This window comes from Enterobacter sp. K510 (genome assembly GCF_055804875.1).
The window spans coordinates 58,448-80,985 of sequence record NZ_JBNRLQ010000006.1 but is presented as its reverse complement, the minus strand read 5'-3'; the positions used below and the strand labels follow the sequence as shown (position 1 = coordinate 80,985).

The 22,538-nt window shown below is 57.7% G+C and carries 20 protein-coding genes; 7 read left to right on the top strand and 13 right to left on the bottom strand.

The features are described 5' to 3' along the window. Positions 1 to 20: 20 nt before the first annotated feature. Both speE and ACQUTD_RS11920 read right to left on the bottom strand, forming a co-directional pair. On the bottom strand, positions 21 to 881 hold the full coding sequence (gene speE, locus ACQUTD_RS11925) for a polyamine aminopropyltransferase (RefSeq protein WP_473276219.1): 861 nt from the start codon (positions 879 to 881) through the stop codon (positions 21 to 23). Positions 882 to 991: 110 nt separating this feature from the next. Then, a complete protein-coding gene (locus ACQUTD_RS11920; protein WP_083580984.1) occupies positions 992 to 1,339 on the bottom strand; it encodes a YacC family pilotin-like protein in 348 nt (115 codons plus the stop codon). Positions 1,340 to 1,484: 145 nt separating this feature from the next. On the opposite strand from ACQUTD_RS11920, the gene cueO reads away from it, so the two are divergent. Next, the gene (cueO, locus tag ACQUTD_RS11915; protein ID WP_473276216.1) at positions 1,485 to 3,044 is read left to right on the top strand and encodes a multicopper oxidase CueO; all 1,560 of its coding nucleotides are present in this window, start codon (positions 1,485 to 1,487) and stop codon (positions 3,042 to 3,044) included. A 96-nt stretch (positions 3,045 to 3,140) separates the two neighbouring features. Here cueO and ACQUTD_RS11910 read toward each other — a convergent pair whose 3' ends face one another. Continuing rightward, entirely contained in the window at positions 3,141 to 5,531 is a 2,391-nt protein-coding gene (locus ACQUTD_RS11910) for a membrane-bound PQQ-dependent dehydrogenase, glucose/quinate/shikimate family (protein WP_473276213.1), read from the bottom strand. Positions 5,532 to 5,737: 206 nt separating this feature from the next. Between ACQUTD_RS11910 and hpt the strand changes: the two genes are divergently transcribed. After that, entirely contained in the window at positions 5,738 to 6,274 is a 537-nt protein-coding gene (hpt, locus tag ACQUTD_RS11905; RefSeq protein WP_072570662.1) for a hypoxanthine phosphoribosyltransferase, read from the top strand. A 108-nt stretch (positions 6,275 to 6,382) separates the two neighbouring features. Here hpt and can read toward each other — a convergent pair whose 3' ends face one another. Then, positions 6,383 to 7,045, bottom strand: a complete 663-nt coding sequence (gene can / locus ACQUTD_RS11900) for a carbonate dehydratase (RefSeq protein WP_072570664.1) — start codon at positions 7,043 to 7,045, stop codon at positions 6,383 to 6,385. A 107-nt stretch (positions 7,046 to 7,152) separates the two neighbouring features. On the opposite strand from can, the gene ACQUTD_RS11895 reads away from it, so the two are divergent. The 3 genes from ACQUTD_RS11895 (at position 7,153) to ACQUTD_RS11885 (ending at position 10,195) form a co-directional block, all read left to right on the top strand. Next, positions 7,153 to 8,079 (top strand): ATP-binding cassette domain-containing protein, encoded by a 927-nt coding sequence (locus tag ACQUTD_RS11895; protein WP_473276209.1) that lies wholly within the window; start codon positions 7,153 to 7,155, stop codon positions 8,077 to 8,079. Next, the gene (locus ACQUTD_RS11890) at positions 8,076 to 8,846 is read left to right on the top strand and encodes an ABC transporter permease (protein ID WP_072570667.1); all 771 of its coding nucleotides are present in this window, start codon (positions 8,076 to 8,078) and stop codon (positions 8,844 to 8,846) included. The genes ACQUTD_RS11895 and ACQUTD_RS11890 overlap by 4 nt, the downstream gene beginning before the upstream one ends. Before the next feature lie 101 nt (positions 8,847 to 8,947). Beyond that, complete coding sequence (locus ACQUTD_RS11885) at positions 8,948 to 10,195, top strand: polysaccharide deacetylase family protein (RefSeq protein WP_473276207.1); 1,248 nt, start codon at positions 8,948 to 8,950, stop codon at positions 10,193 to 10,195. Position 10,196: 1 nt separating this feature from the next. Here the strand turns inward: ACQUTD_RS11885 and panD are convergent, their stop codons facing one another. From panD to thpR, 9 genes are all read right to left on the bottom strand, one after another. Continuing rightward, on the bottom strand, positions 10,197 to 10,577 hold the full coding sequence (gene panD / locus ACQUTD_RS11880; RefSeq protein WP_039078406.1) for an aspartate 1-decarboxylase: 381 nt from the start codon (positions 10,575 to 10,577) through the stop codon (positions 10,197 to 10,199). Positions 10,578 to 10,622: 45 nt separating this feature from the next. Further along, positions 10,623 to 11,477 carry a pantoate--beta-alanine ligase gene (panC, locus tag ACQUTD_RS11875; RefSeq protein ID WP_072570670.1) on the bottom strand — a complete coding sequence of 285 codons (855 nt, stop codon included), beginning with the start codon at positions 11,475 to 11,477 and terminating at the stop codon, positions 10,623 to 10,625. 11 nt (positions 11,478 to 11,488) lie between these two features. Beyond that, positions 11,489 to 12,280, bottom strand: a complete 792-nt coding sequence (gene panB / locus ACQUTD_RS11870) for a 3-methyl-2-oxobutanoate hydroxymethyltransferase (protein ID WP_072570672.1) — start codon at positions 12,278 to 12,280, stop codon at positions 11,489 to 11,491. A gap of 103 nt (positions 12,281 to 12,383) precedes the next feature. After that, the gene (gene folK / locus ACQUTD_RS11865; protein ID WP_473276203.1) at positions 12,384 to 12,863 is read right to left on the bottom strand and encodes a 2-amino-4-hydroxy-6-hydroxymethyldihydropteridine diphosphokinase; all 480 of its coding nucleotides are present in this window, start codon (positions 12,861 to 12,863) and stop codon (positions 12,384 to 12,386) included. Continuing rightward, entirely contained in the window at positions 12,860 to 14,260 is a 1,401-nt protein-coding gene (gene pcnB / locus ACQUTD_RS11860) for a polynucleotide adenylyltransferase PcnB (protein ID WP_099458817.1), read from the bottom strand. The genes folK and pcnB overlap by 4 nt, the downstream gene beginning before the upstream one ends. Before the next feature lie 55 nt (positions 14,261 to 14,315). Beyond that, complete coding sequence (gene gluQRS / locus ACQUTD_RS11855) at positions 14,316 to 15,212, bottom strand: tRNA glutamyl-Q(34) synthetase GluQRS (protein WP_473276200.1); 897 nt, start codon at positions 15,210 to 15,212, stop codon at positions 14,316 to 14,318. 66 nt (positions 15,213 to 15,278) lie between these two features. Next, positions 15,279 to 15,734, bottom strand: coding sequence for an RNA polymerase-binding protein DksA (gene dksA, locus ACQUTD_RS11850; RefSeq protein WP_072570677.1), 456 nt, complete (start codon positions 15,732 to 15,734; stop codon positions 15,279 to 15,281). Positions 15,735 to 15,910: 176 nt separating this feature from the next. Next, positions 15,911 to 16,615: a DNA/RNA nuclease SfsA gene (gene sfsA, locus ACQUTD_RS11845; RefSeq protein WP_473276197.1), complete on the bottom strand. Its 705-nt coding sequence runs from the start codon at positions 16,613 to 16,615 to the stop codon at positions 15,911 to 15,913. Positions 16,616 to 16,618: 3 nt separating this feature from the next. Continuing rightward, entirely contained in the window at positions 16,619 to 17,155 is a 537-nt protein-coding gene (gene thpR, locus ACQUTD_RS11840) for an RNA 2',3'-cyclic phosphodiesterase (RefSeq protein ID WP_473276193.1), read from the bottom strand. Positions 17,156 to 17,233: 78 nt separating this feature from the next. On the opposite strand from thpR, the gene hrpB reads away from it, so the two are divergent. Both hrpB and mrcB read left to right on the top strand, forming a co-directional pair. Then, entirely contained in the window at positions 17,234 to 19,669 is a 2,436-nt protein-coding gene (hrpB, locus tag ACQUTD_RS11835) for an ATP-dependent helicase HrpB (protein WP_473276520.1), read from the top strand. 137 nt (positions 19,670 to 19,806) lie between these two features. Further along, the gene (mrcB, locus tag ACQUTD_RS11830; RefSeq protein ID WP_473276189.1) at positions 19,807 to 22,341 is read left to right on the top strand and encodes a bifunctional glycosyl transferase/transpeptidase; all 2,535 of its coding nucleotides are present in this window, start codon (positions 19,807 to 19,809) and stop codon (positions 22,339 to 22,341) included. The last annotated feature ends 197 nt before the right edge of the window (positions 22,342 to 22,538 follow it).

The following is a 22,538-nucleotide window of genomic DNA, read 5'->3' as shown; positions in this document are numbered from 1 at the left end:
TTTTTATCACCCCCTTAGGATCACTGCGCAAACAGTGCATCGTGCAAATATTGTGGTAACGCGAACGCCGCCGTGTGTACTGCCGGATTGTAATAACGACACATCAGGTTTGCGCTATGGAAACGCGCCTGAATAATGCCGGTAGAAAGATGACGCAGCGCGCCGTTGTCCGTCGCCCAGGCGAAGGTCATCACACCACCGTAATAGGTGGGAATGGCGGCCTGATAAAAACTCACATCGTCAAAGTAATGGCTGAGTTTACGGTGGCTGTCGATGGCTTCATCCTGCTGCAAAAAGCTCACGCCGTTTTGCGCGACGAAAATACCGCCAGGATTCAGGCAACGCTTGCAGCCTTCGTAAAATGCCGAGGTAAACAGACTTTCGCCCGGCCCGATGGGATCGGTGCAGTCAGAGATGATCACATCAAAGGTTTGCGCGGTCTGGTTAACAAAATTGACGCCGTCGTCAATCACCAGCGTAAAGCGCGGATCGTCATATGCACCGGCATTATGATTCGGCAAATACTGGCGGCAGAATGACACGACGCCAGCGTCGATCTCCACCATGGTGATGGTTTCGATACTCTTATGACGGCTTACCTCGCGCAGCATCGCGCCGTCGCCGCCGCCGATGATCAGCACATGCTTCGCATGACCGTGCGCCAGCAGCGGTACGTGGGTCATCATTTCATGATAAATGAACTCATCCCGCTCGGTGGTTTGCACCACGCCATCCAGCGCCATTACGCGCCCGAATGCGGCGTTTTCAAAGATAATCAGATCCTGATGATCGGTTTTTTCGTGGTACAGCACCTTGTCCACGGCGAAGTACTGCCCGAACTGGTCATGCAGCGTTTCGTGCCACAGTTTGCTATCAGTCATTGCTCGCTCCTTCGTTAACACCCATATAAAACGGGCGTAACATGATAGCTAACTAGTGACGGGGATGCACGGCTATAAATCCCTGCCCCGCAGAAGGGGCAGAGGAAGGGTTATTTCACGTAGGCAAGCAGGCTCAGGGAATCACGCGCCAGCGCTTTGCATTTTTTATCCGTGGCGATGCCAATGCCGCTGAGGTCGCGGTAGCTGTCTTCCCCCAGCGCTTTCATGTCAAAGCTCTCGTAGTTGCTCAGATCCCACTGATTCTGCTGGGCGAAAAAGACCAGCGCGCGACGGATCTGACCGTTCGGTAAATTCTGGTAGCCACAGTCGTTTTTCAGGAATACAAACACCGCCGTTAAATCGGCCATGTCTTCGGCTTCTGACTCACTGAGTGCATAACTATTTGCTGATACAGCCAGCAGGCTGGCGAACGTAATTGTTCTGAAAAACGTCTTCATTATTTCTACCGGAACATCGAGGAAATTTAACGTTAGCATACTTGGGGGCAGGGCGACGATCTTTATTATTAGAGGTTCGCTTGACCTTACCGCAAGGGCAGGGTTTATGCTCAAAAGCTCGCCAGGCTTTAAAAAGGGAATAAAGATGCAACGTCGTGATTTTATAAAATACTCCGCTGCGCTGGGCGCGATGAGCGTGCTATCGGGATGGTCGAAAGCGGCCTTTGCCGCCGCGCCGCAAGCTCTGCCAATCCCGGCGCTGCTGACGCCGGACGCGCAGAGCCGCATTCAGTTACGGGCGCAGGCTGGCACCACCGCCTTCGCCGGGAAAAACGCCGCCACCTGGGGCTACAACGGCAATCTGCTTGGTCCGGCGATCAAACTGCGCCAGGGTAAGGCGGTGACCATTGAGATCAACAACCGGCTGGCGGAAGAAACGACGGTTCACTGGCATGGCCTGGAAGTGCCGGGCGAGGTGGATGGCGGACCGCAGGGCATTATCAAGCCCGGCGGCCAGCGTACCGTCAGCTTTACCCCCAGCCAGCGCGCGGCCACCTGCTGGTTCCATCCTCATCAGCACGCAAAAACCGGTCATCAGGTGGCGATGGGGCTGGCCGGGCTGGTGCTGATCGAAGATGACGAGAGCCGCATGCTGCGTCTGCCGCAACAGTGGGGTATTGATGACGTTCCGGTGATCGTACAGGACAAGCGTTTTAACGCCGACGGGCAGATCGACTATCAGCTGGACATCATGAGCGCGGCCGTCGGCTGGTTTGGCGATACGCTGCTCGCCAATGGCGCGATCTATCCCCGGCATGCCGCCCCACGCGGCTGGCTGCGTCTGCGTCTGCTGAACGGCTGCAACGCCCGTTCGCTCAACTTCGCCACCAGCGATAAGCGCCCGCTTTATGTGATTGCCAGTGATGGCGGCCTGCTGGCGGAGCCGGTAAAAGTTGCCGAACTGCCGATGCTGCCGGGGGAGCGTTTTGAAGTGCTGGTGGAGACGCGCGACGGGAAAGACTTCGACCTGATCACCCTGCCGGTGAGTCAGATGGGCATGGCGGTCGCGCCTTTCGACAAGCCGCAGCCGGTGCTGCATATTCAGCCGCTGACCGTTGTGGCGTCCGGCGAGCTGCCGGATACCCTCGCGACCATGCCATCGCTGCCGCCGCTGGATGGCCTGACGCAGCGCACGCTCCAGCTGTCGATGGATCCAATGCTCGATATGATGGGAATGCAGGCGCTGCAGAAAAAATATGGCGATCAGGCGATGACCGGCATGGCGGGGCACATGAGTCATGGCGGGATGGATCACGGCAGTATGGATCACGGCGGCATGAACCATGGCGGGCAGGGCGTTGATTTCCGCCATGGCAATATGATCAACGGTAAAGCCTTCGACATGAACACCCCGGCCTTTGCCGCGGCGAAAGGGCAGTACGAGCGCTGGGTGATTTCCGGGGAAGGGGACATGATGCTGCATCCGTTCCATATCCACGGCACGCAGTTCCGTATTCTGTCAGAGAACGGCAAGCCGCCCGCGGCGCATCGCGCAGGCTGGAAAGACATCGTCAACGTATTTGGCGCGCGCAGCGAAGTGCTGGTGAAGTTTGACTATGACGCTCCGAAAGCGCAGGCCTATATGGCGCACTGTCATCTGCTCGAGCATGAAGATACCGGGATGATGCTTGGGTTTACGGTATAGTTTCACCCTCACCCCGGCCCTCTCCCTGAGGGAGAGGGTGGGAAGTCCCCTCTCCCATGGGGAGAGGGTTAGGGTGAGGGGAAAATCAGCTAACGCTTACTTCGCCTCATCCGGCAGCGCATAGGCAACAATATAGTCGCCCATTTTGGTGCCAAACGAACCGTGACCACCGGCGGAAATGACCACATACTGCTTGCCATTCACTTCATAGGTCATCGGCGTCGCCTGACCACCCGCCGGCAGACGGCCCTGCCACAGTTTCTCACCGTTGCTCATGTTGTAAGCGCGCAGGTAGTTATCGGCGGTAGCGGCGATAAACAGCACGTTACCGGCGGTGGAAATCGGACCGCCCAGCATCGGCATACCCATATTGAACGGCACCGGGATCGGCATCGGGAACGGCAGGCTGTCCTGCGGCGTACCAATACGTTTTTTCCACACTACGTCGTTGGTTTTCAGATCCAGCGCGGAGATATAACCCCAGGCAGGCTGTTTACACGGCAGACCAAACGGCGACAGGAACGGGTTCAGCGTCACGCCATACGGCACGCCGTACTGCGGCTGGATCCCGGCTTCGGTACCGCTGCCTTTCGCGTCTTTCGGCTGTTCCATCGGATTGCCCGGACCGCGCGGCATCAGTTTGGAAACAAACGGCAGCGCCATCGGGTTAGCAATCGCCACCTGACGGTTCGGATCGACGGAAATACCGCCCCACTCGAACATACCGAGGTTACCCGGGAACACCAGCGTGCCCTGCTCGGACGGCGGGGTGAAGATGCCTTCATAGCGCAGCTGATGGAACATAACGCGACAGACCAGCTGGTCAAACATGGTCGCGCCCCACATATCCGCACCGGTCAGATCTTTCTTCGGACGGAAGCTCAGCTCAGAGAACGGCTGGGTTTTGGTAACGTAATCGCCTTTCGCCGCGCCCTGCGGAACCGGTTTTTCCGGTGCCGGGACAACCGGCTCGCCATTACGACGATCCAGCACGAAGATGTTACCGGTTTTCGCCGGCGCGTAGATCACCGGTACGGTTTTACCGTTAACGGTAATATCCGCCAGCGTCGGCTGGGCCGGTAAATCCATATCCCACAGATCGTGGTGAACGGTCTGATAGCTCCAGGCCAGTTTACCGGTGGTGGCATTCAGCGCCAGCACGGAACTGGCATAACGCTCCTGCTCCGGCGTACGGTTGCCGCCCCAGATATCCGGGGTGCTCACGCCCATCGGCAGATAAACCAGATCCAGCTTGGCGTCATAGGCCGCCGGGGCCCAGGAGTTCGGCGAGTTAAAGGTGAAGCTGTGTTCGTCAGACGGGATAGCGTTCGGATCTTTCGCGCCCGGATCGAAGGCCCACAGCAGTTTACCGGTGTTCACATCAAAACCACGGATCACGCCGGAGGTTTCGCGGGTGGAGAAGTTATCGGTGACGGAACCGGCAATCACGATAGTTTTATCGGTAATGATCGGCGGCGAAGTCGGCTCGTACAGACCCGGCGTGGTATCCGGCATGTTGGTTTGCAGGTTCAGAATACCTTTGTTGGCAAAGGTTTCGCACAGCTTACCGTTATCGGCGTTGATGGCGAACAGACGGCCATCGTTCACCGGCAACATGATGCGGCGCGGACAGTCAGCGATCACTTCCGGGCTGGCATTGTCGGCGCGCGCTTCGTGGTAAGAAACACCACGGCAGGTAACGTGCTGGAACGAGGTATTAGTATTCAGCTGCGGATCAAAGTGCCACTTCTCTTTACCGGTCGCTGCGTCCAGCGCAAACAGACGCTGGTGCGCGGTGCAGAGATACAGCATGTTGCCGACTTTAATCGGCGTCACTTCGTTGGTCAGTTCACCCGGATCGTTAGGCTGTTTCAGATCGCCGGTGCGGAACACCCAGGCTTCTTTCAGATCTTTAACGTTATCGACGTTGATCTGCTTCAGCGGGGAGTAACGCTGGCCTTCCTGATTACGGCCATAGGCTGGCCAGTCGGCGTCGGCCACCTGGGAAATCGGCTCTGCCGGCGTGGCGTCGGCGCTCAGGGTGCCGTTCACTTCCTGCGGATCGTTAAAGCCTGCCCAGGTCAGCATCGCGCCGCTAACCAGCAGCGCCACAACCAGCGCCGCTACTGCGCCGCGGGAAGGTACCAGCAGACGACGCCAGACGAACGGCAGGATCAGCCAGATACCGAAGAAGACCAGAATATCGCTGCGTGGGGTTAAGGCCCAGAAGTCAAAGCCGACTTCCCCTACGCCCCAAATCATCGTACCCAGTAACAGTGCGGCGTAGACCCACAGCGCTGAGCGCTTGCTGCGCCACAGCAGCCAGGTGACGGCGAGCATCACCAGCCCGGCGACAGGGTAGTACCAGGAGCCGCCAATCGCGACCAGCCATGCGCCCCCGATAAGCAGGTATAGTCCGCAGAAAGCGGCGAACAGCGCGGTGATCGTCACGAGTGTGCGTGACGGATGCGGTTTATTTTCTGCCATAAAAGACACTCATCTCATTTTGTTAATATTTTGGAAGCAATTAATTATAGGATTTAACAAGTGTGACAGTCATCACAATTCTGGCTTTTATTATCTCGTCCCCCGGCCGGGGGCATTTACTGGTATACTGACGCGCTTATGAATTGATGCCGGACGATACGCTATCCGCATTGAGTGATTGTTTTTTAAATCATACGGTTAGAGAAATGAAACATACTGTTGAAGTGATGATCCCGGAAGCCGAGATCAAAGCGCGCATTACCGAACTGGGTCGTCAAATCACTGAGCACTATAAGGACAGCGGCAGCGAGATGGTGCTGGTGGGCCTGTTACGCGGCTCGTTTATGTTTATGGCGGATCTGTGTCGTGAAGTGCAGGTGCCTCATGAAGTCGATTTTATGACCGCCTCCAGCTACGGCAGCGGCATGTCCACCACGCGCGACGTAAAAATTCTCAAAGACCTGGATGAAGATATCCGCGGTAAAGACGTGCTGATTGTCGAAGACATTATCGACTCCGGCAACACGCTGTCGAAAGTGCGCGAGATCCTGAGCCTGCGCGAGCCAAAATCCCTGGCGATTTGTACCCTGCTGGATAAACCGTCCCGCCGTGAAGTGACGGTGCCGGTGGAATTTGTCGGTTTCTCGATCCCGGATGAGTTCGTGGTGGGTTACGGCATTGATTACGCCCAGCGCTATCGTCATCTGCCGTACATCGGCAAAGTGGTGATGCAGGACGAGTAAGCGTAAAAAAGCCCGGTGGCGCTACGCTTACCGGGCCTACATGTCAGTTCGTCGTTACGTAGGCCGGGTAAGGCGAAGCCGCCACCCGGCATAAAAACATAACGAATCTTATTTGTGATTAATGTGCTTCTGGCTAATGTTGGACAGCCCCTGGCGGTAACGCGATTCCAGCGTGTCGCGGTTGGTGGCGGTTACTTCCAGATCGCGCAGCAGACCGTCGTGAATACCGTACGCCCAGCCGTGAATGGTCACGTTCTGGCCGCGCTTCCACGCTGACTGCATGATGGTTGAGTGGCCCAGGTTATACACCTGCTCCATCACGTTCAGCTCACACAGGGTATCCAGACGACGCTCTTCCGGCATTTCGTTAAGCAGTGCGCTATGTTTAAACCAGATGTCACGGATGTGCAGCAGCCAGTTGTTGATCAGGCCCAGTTCCGGGTTTTCCACCGCCGCCTGCACACCGCCGCAGCCGTAGTGACCGCAGATGATGATGTGCTCAACTTCCAGCACATCCACCGCGTACTGGACGACCGACAGGCAGTTCAGATCGGTGTGGATCACCAGGTTGGCAACGTTTCGGTGAACAAATAACTCACCGGGTTCAAGACCGGTCAGGCGCTCAGCCGGAACGCGGCTGTCTGAACAGCCAATCCATAAAAAGCGCGGTTTCTGTGCCTGTGCTAATGTCTCAAAAAATCCCGGATCCTCTTCGACCAGCATTTTTGACCATAGTGCATTGTTACTAATGAGAGTATCTATGTCTTTCATTGAGGTTAACGACCTGTAACCAAGTAATAGCGTTGAGCTAATATAGGTCAACTCCATTTTTTTTTAAACCACACATAGAGTGTAAGAAAAAAGGTAAGAAAGCAGTCATGACCATTGCACTGGAGCTTGAGCAGCTTAAAAAAACCTACCCGGGCGGCGTTCAGGCGCTGCGGGGTATTGATTTACAAGTAGAAGCAGGGGATTTCTATGCGCTACTCGGGCCAAACGGCGCCGGTAAGTCAACCACCATCGGTATTATCAGTTCGCTGGTAAATAAATCTTCCGGACGGGTCAGCGTCTTTGGTTACGACCTTGAAAAAGATGTCGTCAACGCCAAACGCCAGCTCGGTCTGGTACCGCAGGAGTTCAACTTTAACCCGTTTGAAACCGTGCAGCAGATCGTGGTGAACCAGGCCGGTTATTACGGCGTTGAGCGTGCCGAAGCGCTAGCACGCAGCGAAAAATATTTAAAGCAGCTGGATCTGTGGGAAAAACGCGGCGAACGTGCGCGTATGCTCTCGGGCGGCATGAAGCGTCGTCTGATGATTGCCCGCGCCCTGATGCACGAACCTAAACTGCTGATCCTTGACGAGCCGACTGCGGGCGTTGACATCGAACTGCGTCGCTCCATGTGGGGCTTTCTGAAGGATCTGAATGACAAAGGCACCACCATCATTCTGACCACCCACTATCTGGAAGAAGCGGAGATGCTGTGCCGTAATATCGGCATTATTCAGCACGGGCAACTGGTGGAAAACACCTCCATGAAATCCCTGCTGGCGAAGCTCAAATCCGAAACCTTTATTCTCGATCTGGCGACGAAAAGCCCGTTGCCGAAGCTGGAAGGCTATCAGTATCGTCTGGTGGACACCTCGACGCTGGAGGTCGAAGTGCTGCGCGAGCAGGGCATCAACAGCGTGTTCAGCCAGCTGAGCGCGCAGGGTATTCAGGTGTTAAGTATGCGTAACAAAGCGAACCGTCTTGAAGAGCTGTTTGTCACGCTGGTAAATGAAAAAACAGGAGACCAGGCATGATGCAGCTTTATTGGGTCGCGCTGAAAAGCATCTGGCATAAAGAAATTCAGCGTTTTATGCGTATCTGGATCCAGACACTGGTGCCGCCGGTCATCACCATGACGCTCTATTTCATCATCTTCGGTAACCTGATCGGCTCGCGCATCGGCGAAATGCACGGCTTTACCTACATGCAGTTTATCGTGCCGGGTCTGATCATGATGGCGGTGATCACCAATGCTTACGCCAACGTCGCCTCGTCGTTCTTCAGCGCCAAGTTCCAGCGCAATATTGAAGAACTGCTGGTCGCGCCGGTGCCGACGCATGTGATTATTGTCGGCTATGTGGGCGGCGGCGTGGCGCGTGGGCTGTGCGTCGGCGTGCTGGTGACGGCGATTTCGCTGTTCTTCGTGCCCTTCCAGGTGCACTCCTGGCTGTTCGTCGGGCTGACGCTGCTGCTGACGGCGGTGCTGTTCTCGCTCGCCGGACTGCTTAACGCCGTATTCGCCAAGACCTTTGATGACATCAGCCTGATCCCGACCTTTGTGCTGACGCCGCTGACCTACCTTGGCGGGGTGTTCTACTCCCTGACGCTACTGCCGCCGTTCTGGCAGGCGCTGTCGCATTTAAACCCGATCGTCTACATGATCAGCGGTTTCCGCTTCGGTTTCCTCGGTATCAGTGATGTGCCGCTCATCACTACCATTGCCGTGCTGGTGGTGTTTATCGTGGCGTTTTATGCCTTGTGCTGGTATCTGATCCAGCGCGGGCGCGGTCTGCGCAGCTAACCGGTTCCCCCTCTCTTAACGGAGAGGGGGTGCTAAAATCCATTGGTATTACGAATGCTTTTGTTACAATGCGCGCAGAATTTCCTCACCACAATTAAGCCATGCTGATCCGTTTTGCTTTTACTCTGCTGCTTGTGCTCTCCGGCAGCGCTTCCGCCAGCCTGTTGGGCCAGCCGACCGCCACCGAACGTTATATGCAAACCACCGAAGATGCCGCCGTCTGGGCGCAGGTGGGCAATGAAGTCATTACCGTTGGTCATCTGTATGCCGGGCAGATCATCGCCGTAGCGCCCACAGCCGCCGACTATTACGAATTTCGCTTCGGGTTTGGCACCGGCTTTATTGATAAACAGCATCTGGAAGCTGTGCAGGGAAAACAGCGGGTCGAGGACAGCCTCGGCGATCTGAACAAGCCGCTCAGCAATCAGAACCTGATCACCTGGAAACCCACGCCGGTCTATAACGGCCCCAACACCGGCAGCGCGCCCTTTGGCATGCTGGTGGAAAACCTGCGCTATCCGGTAATCGGCAAGCTGAAAGACGGTCTGAACCAGACCTGGTACCAGATCCGCATTGGCAACCGGCTGGCGTACGTCAGCGCGCTGGACGCCCAGCAGGATGAAGGGCTGCCGATCCTGACCTATCACCACATTCTGCGTGACGAGGAAAATACCCGTTTCCGCCATACCTCCACCACTACGTCCGTTCGCGCCTTCAGTAACCAGATGACGTGGCTGCGCGATCAGGGATACACCACGCTGACCATGTATCAGCTGGAAGGCTACGTGCACAACCGGATGAACCTGCCGGCGCGGGCCGTAGTGATCACCTTTGATGATGGCCTGAAGTCGGTGAGCCGCTATGCGTACCCGATCCTTAAGCAGTACGGTTTTAAAGCCACCTCCTTTACCATCACCTCGCGCATCAAGCGTAAGCCAGAAAAGTGGGATCCGAAATCGCTACAGTTTATGAGCATTTCAGAAATGCAGCAGATCCGCGATGTGTTTGATTTCCAGTCGCACACGCATTTTCTGCACCGGGTGGATAATAGCCGCCATCCCATTTTACTGAGCCGCAGCTACCACGTAGTGCTGTTCGATTTTGAGCGCTCCCGCCGCGCGCTGGCGCAGTTTAATCCCCATGCCCTGTATCTGTCCTACCCGTTTGGCGGCTATGACAGCAAGGCGGTGAAAGCGGCCCAGGACGCGGGCTTTCATCTGGCGGTGACGACGGTGAAGGGAAAGGTAAAACCGGGGGATAATCCGTTCTTATTAAAACGACTCTATATTCTAAGAACGGATCCTCTGGAGACCATGGCGCGGTTAATTGTTAACCGGCCACAGGGTTAACTCAGGCAACCTGCACCGGCACGGCTTTCGCGGTGCGTTTCATCTCGTTGTCGCCGTCAAAATAGGCCACTTTCGGCTGCCAGCTGCGCGCCTGCTCATCAGGCATGGTGACGTAGCTGGCGATGATCAGAATGTCGCCCACATCCGCGCAGTGCGCCGCAGCGCCATTCACGGAAATGATGCGTGAACCGCGCTCACCGGCAATCGCATAGGTGGAAAAGCGCTTACCGTTAGTCACGTTGTAAATATCAATGGCTTCGTATTCCAGAATACCAGCCGCCTCAAGGAAATCCTGGTCGATGGCGCAGGAGCCTTCGTAATGCAGGTCAGCCTGCGTCACTTTGACGCGGTGGAGCTTGCCTTGCAGCATAGTGCGGATCATAAAGTTAACCTTCGTTGCTGTGTTTGATAGGGGGTTTTACCTGCACTAGCGAGGTAATTCCACGACTTTATTATCGATCAGGCGGGCCTGACCAAGCCAGGCGGCCATCAGGATCACCGCACGTTTACTGGCGGGGGAAACCTCCAGCAGCGTATCGGCATCCCGGATCTGAATATCATCGGCGCGAAAACCGCTGTTATTCAGCTCCTGCTCCGCCACGGCAACGATCTCATGGATGTCGTTATCGCCCGCGAGCAGTTTTTCCGCCATCGCGTTCATTACCTTGCTCAGACCCGGCGCGATTTTGCGCTGATCGCTGGTGAGATAGCCGTTGCGGGAACTCAGCGCGAGTCCATCTTTCGCGCGTACCGTCGGCACGCCGATGATCTCAATGTCATAACCCATGTCAGCGACCATTTTGCGGATCACCGCCAGCTGCTGATAATCCTTTTCCCCGAAGCAGGCGACATCCGGCTGCACCAGGTTAAAGAGTTTGCTGACGATGGTGGCGACGCCACGGAAATGTCCCGGACGGCTTGCGCCTTCCAGCATCGCCGACAGGCCCGGCACTTCCACCCAGGTTTGCGACTCCGTGCCCTGCGGGTAAATCTGATCCGGCGCAGGGGCGAACACAATGTCCACTTTACGCTTGTTCAGCTTTTCACAGTCGTCCTGCAGGGTACGCGGATAACGCGCCAGATCGTCGGCCCGGTCAAACTGCATCGGATTGACAAAAATGCTCGCCACCACCACATCGGCGGCGTTTCGCGCTTCATCCACCAGCTTCATATGGCCGTCGTGCAGGTTACCCATAGTGGGAACCAGCGCAATGCGTTTACCTTCCTGACGCAGACGGCGGATATGCTGGCGCAGCAGCGGCAGGGTTTCGATAATCAACACAATAAGACTCCTTAATGGAAACTGTGCTCTTCGCCGGGATAAACTCCCGCTTCCACCTCTTCCACGTACTGACGCACCGCAGCGCGCATATCGCCGGTACCTGTGAGGAAGTTTTTAGCAAATTTTGGAATATGTCCGCCGGTAATGCCAAAGGCGTCGTGCATCACCAGGATCTGCCCGTCGGTAACATTGCCCGCGCCAATACCGATGACCGGAATGCGCAGCGCGTCGGTAATGCGTTTTGCCAGTTCAACCGGCACGCACTCCAGCACCAGCAGCTGCGCGCCTGCGGCTTCCAACGCCAGCGCATCGTCAAACAGGGTTTGCGCGGCATCGCCCCGGCCCTGCACTTTATAGCCGCCGAAAATATTCACCGACTGCGGGGTTAAGCCCAGATGACCGCACACCGGCACCGCGCGGTCGGTCAACATTTTTACCGTCTCCGCCAGCCAGCGTCCACCTTCAATTTTGACCATGTTGGCCCCGGCGCGCATCACTTCTGCGGAACTGGCAAACGCCTGCTCAGGCGTGGCGTACGCCATAAACGGCAGGTCGGCGAGCAGCAGGCAATGCGGCGCGCCACGGCGAACGGCGCGCGTGTGGTAGGCAATATCTTCTACCGTTACCGGCAGCGTGGAATCATGTCCTTGTACCGTCATCCCTAACGAATCACCCACCAGCATGACGTTGATCCCTTCTTCGGCAAAGAGTTTGGCGAAGCTGAAATCATAGGCAGTGATGGTGGCGAAGCGCTTTTTTTCCTCTTTACATTTCAGTAGCGAGGAGATGGTGGTTGGTTTCATAACGTTTCCTGATGGAGCCTTCAGACTTCCGGCATTCTATCAGTAACATTGATGCGAACAATGATTTTAGCCAGGCTTTCGCCAGGCGAAAGCGGGGGAAGATTTACCAGAGGGCGGGTTTTGGCGCGCCGCACTGCGTCAGTACGCAGGCGAGGGGCGTGCCGTCCGGGAAGAGCGCTTCCGGGGCGATTTCAAACAGCGGCCACAGCATAAAGCCACGGTTATGCATGTCGTAATGGGGAACCGTCAGGCGGGACGTGTTAATCACCTCATCGCCAAACAGCATGATGTCCAGATCGAGGGTGCGCGGCCCCCAGCGCTCGGCTTTGCGTACCCGACCCTGCGCCAGCTCAATACGCTGGGTATGATCGAGCAGGGTTTCGGCATCAAGCGTGGTTTCAAGCGCGACGGCGGCGTTCAGGTAATCGGGTTGATCCTGCGGGCCAAGCGGCGGCGTGCGGTAAAACTGTGAAAGCGCAACAATCTGGCTTTGCGGGATCTCTCCCAGCGCCGTGATGGCCGCATTCACCTGCTCAAGAGGTGAGGCCAGATTGCTGCCGATAGCGATATACGCCAGCGTCATGCGCTGCCTTCGCGGCGCGGCGCGCGTTTGCGCGGACGGCGGTGACGGCGACGTTCCTGCGGTTCGTCGTCCAGCACGTCGAGCATGCCTTTTTGCGCCGGTGGCGCGGATACCTGGAATTCACCCCACCACTGCGTCAGACGTTGCAGTTCGTGGTTGTTTTCCGCTTCTGCACGCAGCGCCATCAAATCGTAGGCGGCGCGGAATTTCGGATGCTCCATCAGCTTCCAGGCGCGTTTACCCTGACGACGGGACATGCGCAGCTGTAGCTGCCAGATATCGCGCACCAGCGTGGTAATGCGTTTCGGAATAGCCAGCGTGCGGCAGGCTTCGTCGAGCACATCGTTCATCGCCAGCGCAAAGGCGTCGTGATAGGTCAGCCCGCTTTCCTGGGCGATGCGCTGCGCGGTTTCCAGCTGCGGATACCACAGCATGGCGGCGAACAGGAAGGCCGGATTGACGCGCATATCGTTATGAATGCGGTTATCGGTATTCTTCAGCACCTGATCGATGATGCGTTCCATCGGCGTATCGCCGCTCTCGGTAAAGTAGCGGGTAATGGTCGGGAACAGCGGCTGGAACAGGCTGTATTCGCGCAGCAGCTTATAGGTTTCGTAACCGTAGCCCGCCTGCAACAGCTTGAGGGACTCTTCAAACAGGCGCGCCGGCGGCACGTCGTTGATGAGCGTCGCCAGGCGCGGGATCGGCTCGGCGGTTTCGTCGCTGATACGCATATGCAGTTTGGCGGCAAAGCGCACCGCGCGCAGCATACGCACCGGATCTTCCCGATAGCGGGTTTCCGGATTGCCGATCAGACGGATCACGCCGTCTTCCAGATCGCGCATCCCGCCCACATAATCGCGCACGGTAAAATCGGCGACGCTGTAATAGAGGCTGTTGATGGTGAAATCGCGGCGCTGCGCATCATCTTCGATGGAGCCGAAAATGTTATCGCGCAGCAGCATGCCGTTCTGGCCACGCTGGGAGGTGGTGCGATCGGCAGCCTGCTCTTCATGATGCCCGCGGAAAGTCGCGACCTCGATAATCTCGGGGCCAAACATCACGTGCGCAAGACGGAAACGACGACCGACCAGACGGCAGTTGCGGAACAGCTTACGCACCTGATCCGGCGTGGCGTTGGTGGTGACGTCGAAATCTTTTGGCTTTTTGCCCAGCAACAGGTCACGCACCCCGCCGCCGACCAGGTATGACTCATAGCCGGCTTTATTCAGGCGATAGAGGACCTTGAGGGCATTTTCACTGATATCTTTGCGGGAAATCGTGTGCTGCTCACGCGGGATAACCGTCATCTTTGGTTCGGCGATGGCGACGTCTTCGGCCATGCTCTCCTCGCGGCTTAGCACCTTGCGGCAAAAATTAGCGACTCGGGTAAAAATAGTGCACCTCGGTTGTGTCAGTCTTCTGGACAAAAAAATTGCGGCTTATCATAGCTCAGCGTGGGGCATTTGAGAATGCCGGATTCACGCAGGCTTGCTCTGGCACCCGTGACAGGGACCAGTTTTGCACCGCTCGTTGTAGCAGGGCGTCCACGGACAGATCCTGCCATTCTTCTGTTACATCCTGATTTAAAAACGCTAACGCGCTGATAAGTATGGGGCGCGGGTCCCCCTGCGGCAGCGCCGGAGCGTGATTCTGCTTCGACAGCTTATCGCCGGCGGCATTGAGCGCCAGCGGCAGGTGGATATACTCCGGCACCGCCCAGCCAAGCTGTTGATAGAGCGAAATCTGGCGGACCGTCGGTTCAATCAAATCCGCGCCGCGCACAATTTCCGTCACGCCCTGGAAATGATCGTCCACCACCACCGCCAGATTATATGCAAATAACCCATCACGGCGATGAATAATAAAATCTTCATGCGCCAGCGCCGCATCGGCGACGATCTCGCCGCGCAGCCGATCGTGAAAACGGGTCACCGGCTGATGCTGAATAAGCCGCAGCGCAGCGTTTTCCGGGCCATTGCCCCGGGTGCGGCAGTAGCCGTCATAGACGCCGCCAATGCTCTGAATGCGCGCCCTGGTGCAGGTGCAGTAATAGCAGCGCTCTTGTTGGTGCAGCTGTTGCAGAATATCGCGGTAGGCGTCATGACGCCGGGACTGCCACAGCACCTCGCCATCCCAGTGCAAACCATAGTGTTCGAGCTGGCGCAGAATAGTGTCAGCAGCGCCGGGGACTTCACGCGGGGGATCAATATCTTCGATACGTACCAGCCAGCGACCGGCATGGGCACGCGCCTGTAAATAGCTGCCAAGGGCGGCGATCAGCGAACCGAAATGGAGTTCACCAGAAGGGGATGGCGCAAAGCGCCCGATATAATCAGCGTCAGGCATGGTTGGGTAAAGCTAAGAGGGCGGGAGAGACTCCCGCCTGAGAGAACATTACGAAAGCGCCGCAGGTTAACCCGCCATTTGTTTTTCGCGGATTTCTGCCAGTGTTTTGCAGTCGATGCACAGGTCAGCCGTAGGACGGGCTTCCAGGCGACGAATGCCAATTTCAACACCGCAGGACTCGCAGAAGCCGAAGTCTTCGTCTTCCACTTTCTTAAGCGTTTTCTCGATCTTTTTGATCAGTTTACGTTCGCGGTCACGGTTACGCAGTTCAAGGCTGAACTCTTCTTCCTGTGCGGCACGGTCTACCGGATCAGGGAAGTTAGCGGCTTCGTCCTGCATATGTGTGACAGTGCGATCGACTTCGTCCCTAAGTTGATTACGCCACGCTTCCAGAATGCGTTTGAAATGCGTGAGCTGGGCTTCGTTCATATACTCTTCGCCCGGCTTCTCCTGGTATGGCTCCACCCCAGCGATGGCGAGAATACTCAGGGACGATGTTTTACGGTTTTGCCCTTCTTGCATGTTGTTTCTCCTTAACACGCACTATCGATCCCCGTGTTGGGGGAAAAATCAGGCCGCTATAAATAGCAGATGCTTTTCAGGATAGCAATTATCTAAACGTTACGCTTGACAACCCTGTGAGGAAAAGCGTATTTGCGCACGTAGGCCAGCACACTATTTACTCAGCCACTATACCTTTAAAATTCGGCAGATAGCGGCATTGTCAGACTCATAATTTCGGCAGAAAGTTCCGCTTTATAAATCAGAATTTCTACCCCCTGCCGCTGCGCTTCACTGAGAAGCTGTGCGTATTTAGGATCAATGTGGCGAGCCGGTGAAAATCGGTCAATGGCTGAATGCAGCACGGCAAACAACAGCACTGCCCGATCCCCTGCGGCCGCCACGCTCATCAACTCACGCAGATGCTTCTGCCCCCGCAGCGTTACCGCGTCGGGGAAATAGCCCTGCGCCTTATCAGCAAGCGTGACTGATTTCACTTCAATATAGCAGTTGCGGCGGTCTTCTGCCTGTAACATAAAATCGATGCGGCTCTGCTCAGAACCATATTTCACTTCACTTTTCAATACGCTATAGCCCGTTAGCGTGGGCAGGCGATCCGCCATTAATGCTTCTTTCACTAACATATTGGCGCGCATAGTATTAACGCATATCCAGGCGTCAGACTGCGTTTGCGTTAATTCCCAGGTGTGCGCATATTTGCGTTTAGTATTTTCTGAAGTGGAATACCAGACGGTGTCGCCAGGCGTCGCGCAGCCGGTCATCGCGCCGGTATTCGGGCAGTGCAGGGTCAGGGTTTCACCTGTGGGCGTCACCACATCCGCCAGAAAGCGTTTATAACGCTGGATCAGGGTGGCGGACTGAAGCGGCGGAGAAAACTGCATAGGTCATTCCTTTTGGCTGAGCGTCCAGCGGCTGAGCGCCGTGTAACGCGTACGTCCCTTAATAAACTGCGATTCATACAGCACAAATTCATTCACCATAAACGACCAGCGAAAGCCCGGCGGCGGGATAGTGACCGCATGGCTGGCGTCGCGCAGCAGCGTAACGTGCGGGTGAAACGGCTGCGGGCTTTGGTAACAGCCGCTACGGGCGGCCTGCGCGCGCAGCATACTCGCCAGTTGCAGCAGGCCCCGCGGCGGCTGACGGGTGCCGAGCCAGACGACCCGCGAGCGCAGCCACTGTCCGGCATCATCCAGCGTCAGCGTAAAGCCTGTCTGGCGGATACGCCCGGCCAGCTCGCACAACGCCCGCTGTTTGTCAGCGCTCACATCACCTAAAAACGCCAGCGTCAGGTGCAGATTAGCCGCCGCGATCGGGCGACCGGCGTCCGGCGCAAAGTGCGCGGCGCGCCAGTGGATCACCTGCTGCTGAACGTCAGCGGGCAGTTCAAGGCCGAAAAACAGCCGTCTGGTATCTGGCATAAGGGATACTCGGTAATGATTTACGGCGATGCTACAATGCACGCCGATGAAATGAAAGTTAACCCACTGGAGCCCTGCGTGTTCTCTTTGCCGGTTGCCGCCGTACTGCCTGAATTGCTTACCGCGCTGAAAAGCGCCTCCTGCGTGCTGCTTAATGCGCCCACCGGGGCCGGGAAATCCACCTGGCTGCCGCTGCAAATTCTGCAACAGGGCGAGATTGCAGGCCGCATTTTACTCCTTGAACCGCGCCGACTGGCGGCCCGTAACGTCGCGCAGCGGCTGGCGGAAAGCCTGAATGAAAAGCCCGGTGAAACCGTCGGCTACCGCATGCGCGCCGAAACCTGCGTCGGGCCGCAGACCCGTCTCGAAGTGGTGACCGAGGGGATCCTCACGCGCATGATCCAGCAGGATCCGGAACTGACCGGCGTGGGGCTGGTGATCCTCGATGAATTCCATGAGCGCAGCGTACAGGCAGATCTGGCGCTGGCGCTGCTGCTGGATGTGCAACAAGGGCTGCGGGACGATCTCAAATTATTGATTATGTCGGCGACGCTGGATAACGAACGGCTGCGCGGGCTACTGCCCGATGCGCCGGTGATTGCGTCCGAAGGCCGCGCTTTCCCGGTGGAACGGCGCTACCAGCCGCTGCCCGCGCATCAGCGTACCGATGAAGCTATCGCCATTGCCACCGCCGAACTGCTGCGGGCGGAGCGCGGCTCGCTGCTGCTGTTTCTGCCGGGCGTCGGCGAGATCCAGCGCGTGCAGGAACACCTCGCCTCGCGCGTGGGTGCGGATGTCCAGCTCTGTCCGTTATACGGCGCGCTGCCGCTGGCCGAACAGCGTAAAGCCATTCTTCCCGCACCGGAGGGGCTGCGCAAAGTGGTGCTGGCGACCAACATTGCGGAAACCAGTCTGACCATCGAAGGCATTCGCTTAGTGGTGGACAGCGCCCAGGAGCGGGTGGCGCGTTTCGATCCCCGTACCGGGCTGACGCGGCTGGTGACCCAGCGTATCAGCCAGGCGTCGATGACCCAGCGCGCAGGCCGCGCCGGGCGACTGGAGGCGGGGATCTGCGTGCATCTGCTGGCAAAAGATCAGGCGGAACGCGCCGCCGGGCAGAGCGAGGCGGAGATCCTGCAAAGCGATCTCTCCGATCTGCTGCTGGAGTTGCTGCAATGGGGATGCCCGGATCCGGCGCAGCTGTGTTTTCTGGATGCGCCGCCCGCCGCGAATCTGGCCGCAGCAAGAACATTACTGACGCAGCTCCAGGTGCTGGCGGACGATCGCCTCACCCCGCACGGGCAGAAAATCGCGCAGCTCGGCACCGATCCGCGTCACGGGGCGATGCTTATCGCCGCGAACACGCCGGATAAGATCGCCACCGCCGCGAAACTGGTCGCCATTCTTGAAGAGCCGCCGCGTGGCGGGAATACCGATTTAAGCGTCGCCTTCTCACGCAGTCAGCCGCACTGGCAGCGCCGCAGCCAGCAGTTGATTAAACGCCTCAACGCGCGGGCAGGCGCGGAGGACAGCGATCTGCTCCCCGGTCTGCTGGCCTGTGGTTTTGCTGACCGTATCGCCCGCCGTCGCGGGCAGGAAGGACGCTATCAGCTGGCAAACGGGATGGGCGTGATGCTCGACAGCGACGATGCGCTGGGGCGTCATGAGTGGCTGATCGCGCCCTTGCTGTTGCAGGGCAGCCATACGCCGGACGCGCGCATTTTGCAGGCGCTGGCGCTGGACATTAATGCGCTGGTCGCCGCGCACCCGGAATTATTACGCCAGTCTGATACCGTGGAGTGGGATGACGTGCAGGGCACGCTGAAAGCCTTTCGCCGCAGTCAGATTGGACAGCTAACATTAAACGTCAGGCCGCTGGCGAAACCGTCGGAAGAAGAGCTGCATCTGGCGATGCTCAACGGCATCCGCGAGAAGGGCTTGCAGGTGCTGAACTGGACGCCGGAAGCGGAGCAGCTGCGACTCCGGCTGCACTGCGCTGCGAAATGGCTGCCGGAAACCGCATGGCCCGCCGTGGATGATGACTCGCTTTTGGCAACGCTTGAGCTATGGTTACTTCCCGGCATGCAGGGCGTTCACTCCTTGCGCGCCCTGAAAGCGCTGGATGTGTGCCGGGCGCTGGAAAATTTGCTGAGCTGGCCGATGCGTCAACGGCTGGATAGTGCGCTGCCGTCGCATTACACTGTGCCGACGGAAAGCCGGATAGCCATTCGTTATCACGAGGATAACGACCCGGTGCTGGCGGTGCGGATGCAGGAGATGTTTGGCGAGGCGACCACCCCCGCCATTGCCGACGGGCGCGTGCCGCTGGTGCTGGAGCTGCTGTCTCCCGCCCGCCGTCCCTTACAGATCACGCGCGATCTCAGCGCGTTCTGGCAGGGCGCGTACCGTGAAGTGCAGAAAGAGATGAAAGGGCGCTATCCCAAACATGTCTGGCCGGATGACCCGGCAACGGCAGCGCCCACCCGGCGTACTAAAAAGTATTCGCAGGCATAATCACATCCTGTAGGCCGGATAAGCGTCAGCGCCATCCGGCACGAGTGCAATGAACTTTGAGAGATTTCTTCTTCCGCCATTTTGCGGAAGCAATGAGGATCGGGCCTTGCGCCTGAAAAATGTAGCGGAGAGTAAACATGGCGGGGAATGACCGCGAACCTATTGGACGCAAAGGCCGACCAGCGCGTCCGGTAAAAGAAAAAGTAAGCCGTCGTCGACTCAGAGATGAAGACGCGGATGATTATGATGATGAGGACGACGAACCGATGCCGCGCCGGAGTAAAGGTAAAGGCAAAGGCAAAAAACCTCGCGGCAAACGCGGCTGGTTCTGGCTGCTGGTAAAAATCGGCATTGTTATTCTTGTACTGCTGGCGATATACGGCCTGTATCTCGACCAGAAGATCCGCAGCCGCATTGACGGCAAAGTCTGGCAATTGCCTGCCGCCGTGTATGGCCGCATGGTTAACCTTGAGCCGGACATGGCGGTCAGCAAAAACGAGATGGTGAAGCTGCTGGAAGCCACGCAGTACCGCAAGGTGACGGCGATGACCCGCCCCGGCGAGTTTACCGTGCAGGCTAACAGCATCGAGATGATCCGCCGTCCGTTCGATTTCCCGGACAGTAAAGAGGGGCAGGTGCGCGCGCGTCTGACCTTCAGCGGCGACCGTCTGGAAACCATTGAGAACATGGAGAACAACCGCCAGTTCGGTTTCTTCCGTCTCGATCCGCGGCTGATCACCATGCTCTCCTCGCCGAACGGCGAGCAGCGCCTGTTTGTGCCGCGCAGTGGTTTCCCGGATCTGCTGGTGGATACCCTGCTGGCGACCGAAGACCGCCATTTCTATGAGCATGACGGTATCAGCTTCTACTCCATCGGGCGTGCGGTGCTGGCGAACCTGACGGCAGGGCGCACGGTGCAGGGGGCCAGTACGCTCACCCAGCAGCTGGTGAAAAACCTGTTCCTCTCCAGCGAACGCTCATATGGCCGTAAAGCGAACGAAGCTTATATGGCGCTGATCATGGATGCGCGCTACAGCAAAGACCGTATCCTTGAGCTCTATATGAACGAGGTGTACCTCGGTCAGAGCGGCGACAACGAGATCCGCGGCTTCCCGCTGGCGAGCCTGTACTACTTCGGGCGTCCGGTGGAAGAGCTGAGCCTTGACCAGCAGGCGCTGCTGGTGGGCATGGTAAAAGGCGCGTCCATTTATAACCCGTGGCGTAACCCGAAACTGGCGCTGGAGCGTCGTAACCTGGTCCTGCGTCTGCTGCAACAGCAGCAGGTTATCGATCAGGAGCTTTACGACATGCTGAGCGCCCGTCCGCTGGGCGTGCAGCCGCGCGGCGGCGTGATTTCCCCGCAGCCAGCCTTTATGCAGATGGTGCGTCAGGAGTTGCAGGCGAAGCTGGGCGATAAAGTGAAAGATCTCTCCGGCGTGAAGATCTTCACCACCTTTGACTCGGTGGCGCAGGATGCCGCCGAGAAAGCGGCGGTGGAGGGTATTCCGGCGCTGATCAAGCAGCGTAAGCTGAGCGATCTGGAAACCGCGATGGTGGTGGTCGACCGCTTCAGCGGCGAAGTCCGCGCCATGGTCGGCGGCGCGACGCCGCAGTTCGCCGGTTATAACCGTGCGATGCAGGCGCGTCGTTCCATTGGCTCGCTGGCAAAACCGGCGACCTATCTGACCGCGCTGAGCCAGCCGAATCAGTACCGTCTGAATACGGTGATCGCCGATGCGCCTATCTCCCTGCGCCAGCCAAATGGCCAGGTGTGGTCGCCGCAGAACGATGACAAACGCTTCAGCGGCCAGGTGCTGTTGGTGGATGCGCTGACCCGTTCAATGAACGTACCGACGGTTAACCTCGGGATGGCGCTCGGCCTGCCGGCGGTCACCGATACCTGGTTGAAGCTGGGCGCGCCGAAAGATCAGCTGCACCCGGTGCCGTCCATGCTGTTGGGGGCGCTGAACCTGACGCCGGTGGAAGTGGCGCAGGCGTTCCAGACCATCGCCAGCGGCGGTAACCGCGCGACGCTCTCCGCGCTGCGTTCGGTGATTGCCGAAGACGGTACTGTGCTGTACCAGAGCTTCCCGCAGGCAGAGCGTGCGGTGCCTGCGCAGGCGGCGTACATGACGCTGTGGACCATGCAGCAGGTGATCCAGCGCGGCACCGGGCGTCAGCTTGGCGCGAAATATCCGGGTCTGCATCTGGCGGGTAAAACCGGCACCACCAACAATAACGTCGACACCTGGTTTGCCGGGATCGACGGGCGTGAAGTGACCATCACCTGGGTAGGCCGCGACAATAACCAGCCGACCAAACTCTACGGGGCGAGCGGGGCGATGGCCATCTATCAGCGCTATCTGGCGAACCAGTCGCCGTTCCCGCTGGAGCTGACCGCGCCGGAAGACATCGTCGATATGGGCATTGATGACGCAGGCAACTTCATGTGCGCTGGCGGAAGTTCCCGTACCATCCCGGTGTGGACCACCAACCCGGACAGCCTGTGCCAGCAGAGCCAGGCGTTGCAGCAGTCGAATAATCCGTTCGATCAGTCTGCGCCGCAGCAGCCGCAACAGCAGCCGCAGCAACAGCAGCAACAACCGCCGCAGCAGGAAGAAAAAAGCGACGGCGTAGCGGGCTGGATCAAGGATATGTTCGGCGGTAACTAAGCGTTACCCGCCTGTATCACCGCCTCAGAGTCGATTAACGTCGCTCTGGGGCGTTTTTTTTAAGATTGTTCCCTGCTTATCCCTCCCGGTCATGCTTTCCATTTTCTAATGTATGCCACTTCCTTATGACGTCACGATCCCAGCGATTAAACGGGAGTTATATTCATTCAACCATAGCTTTCATGTATTAACTCTTT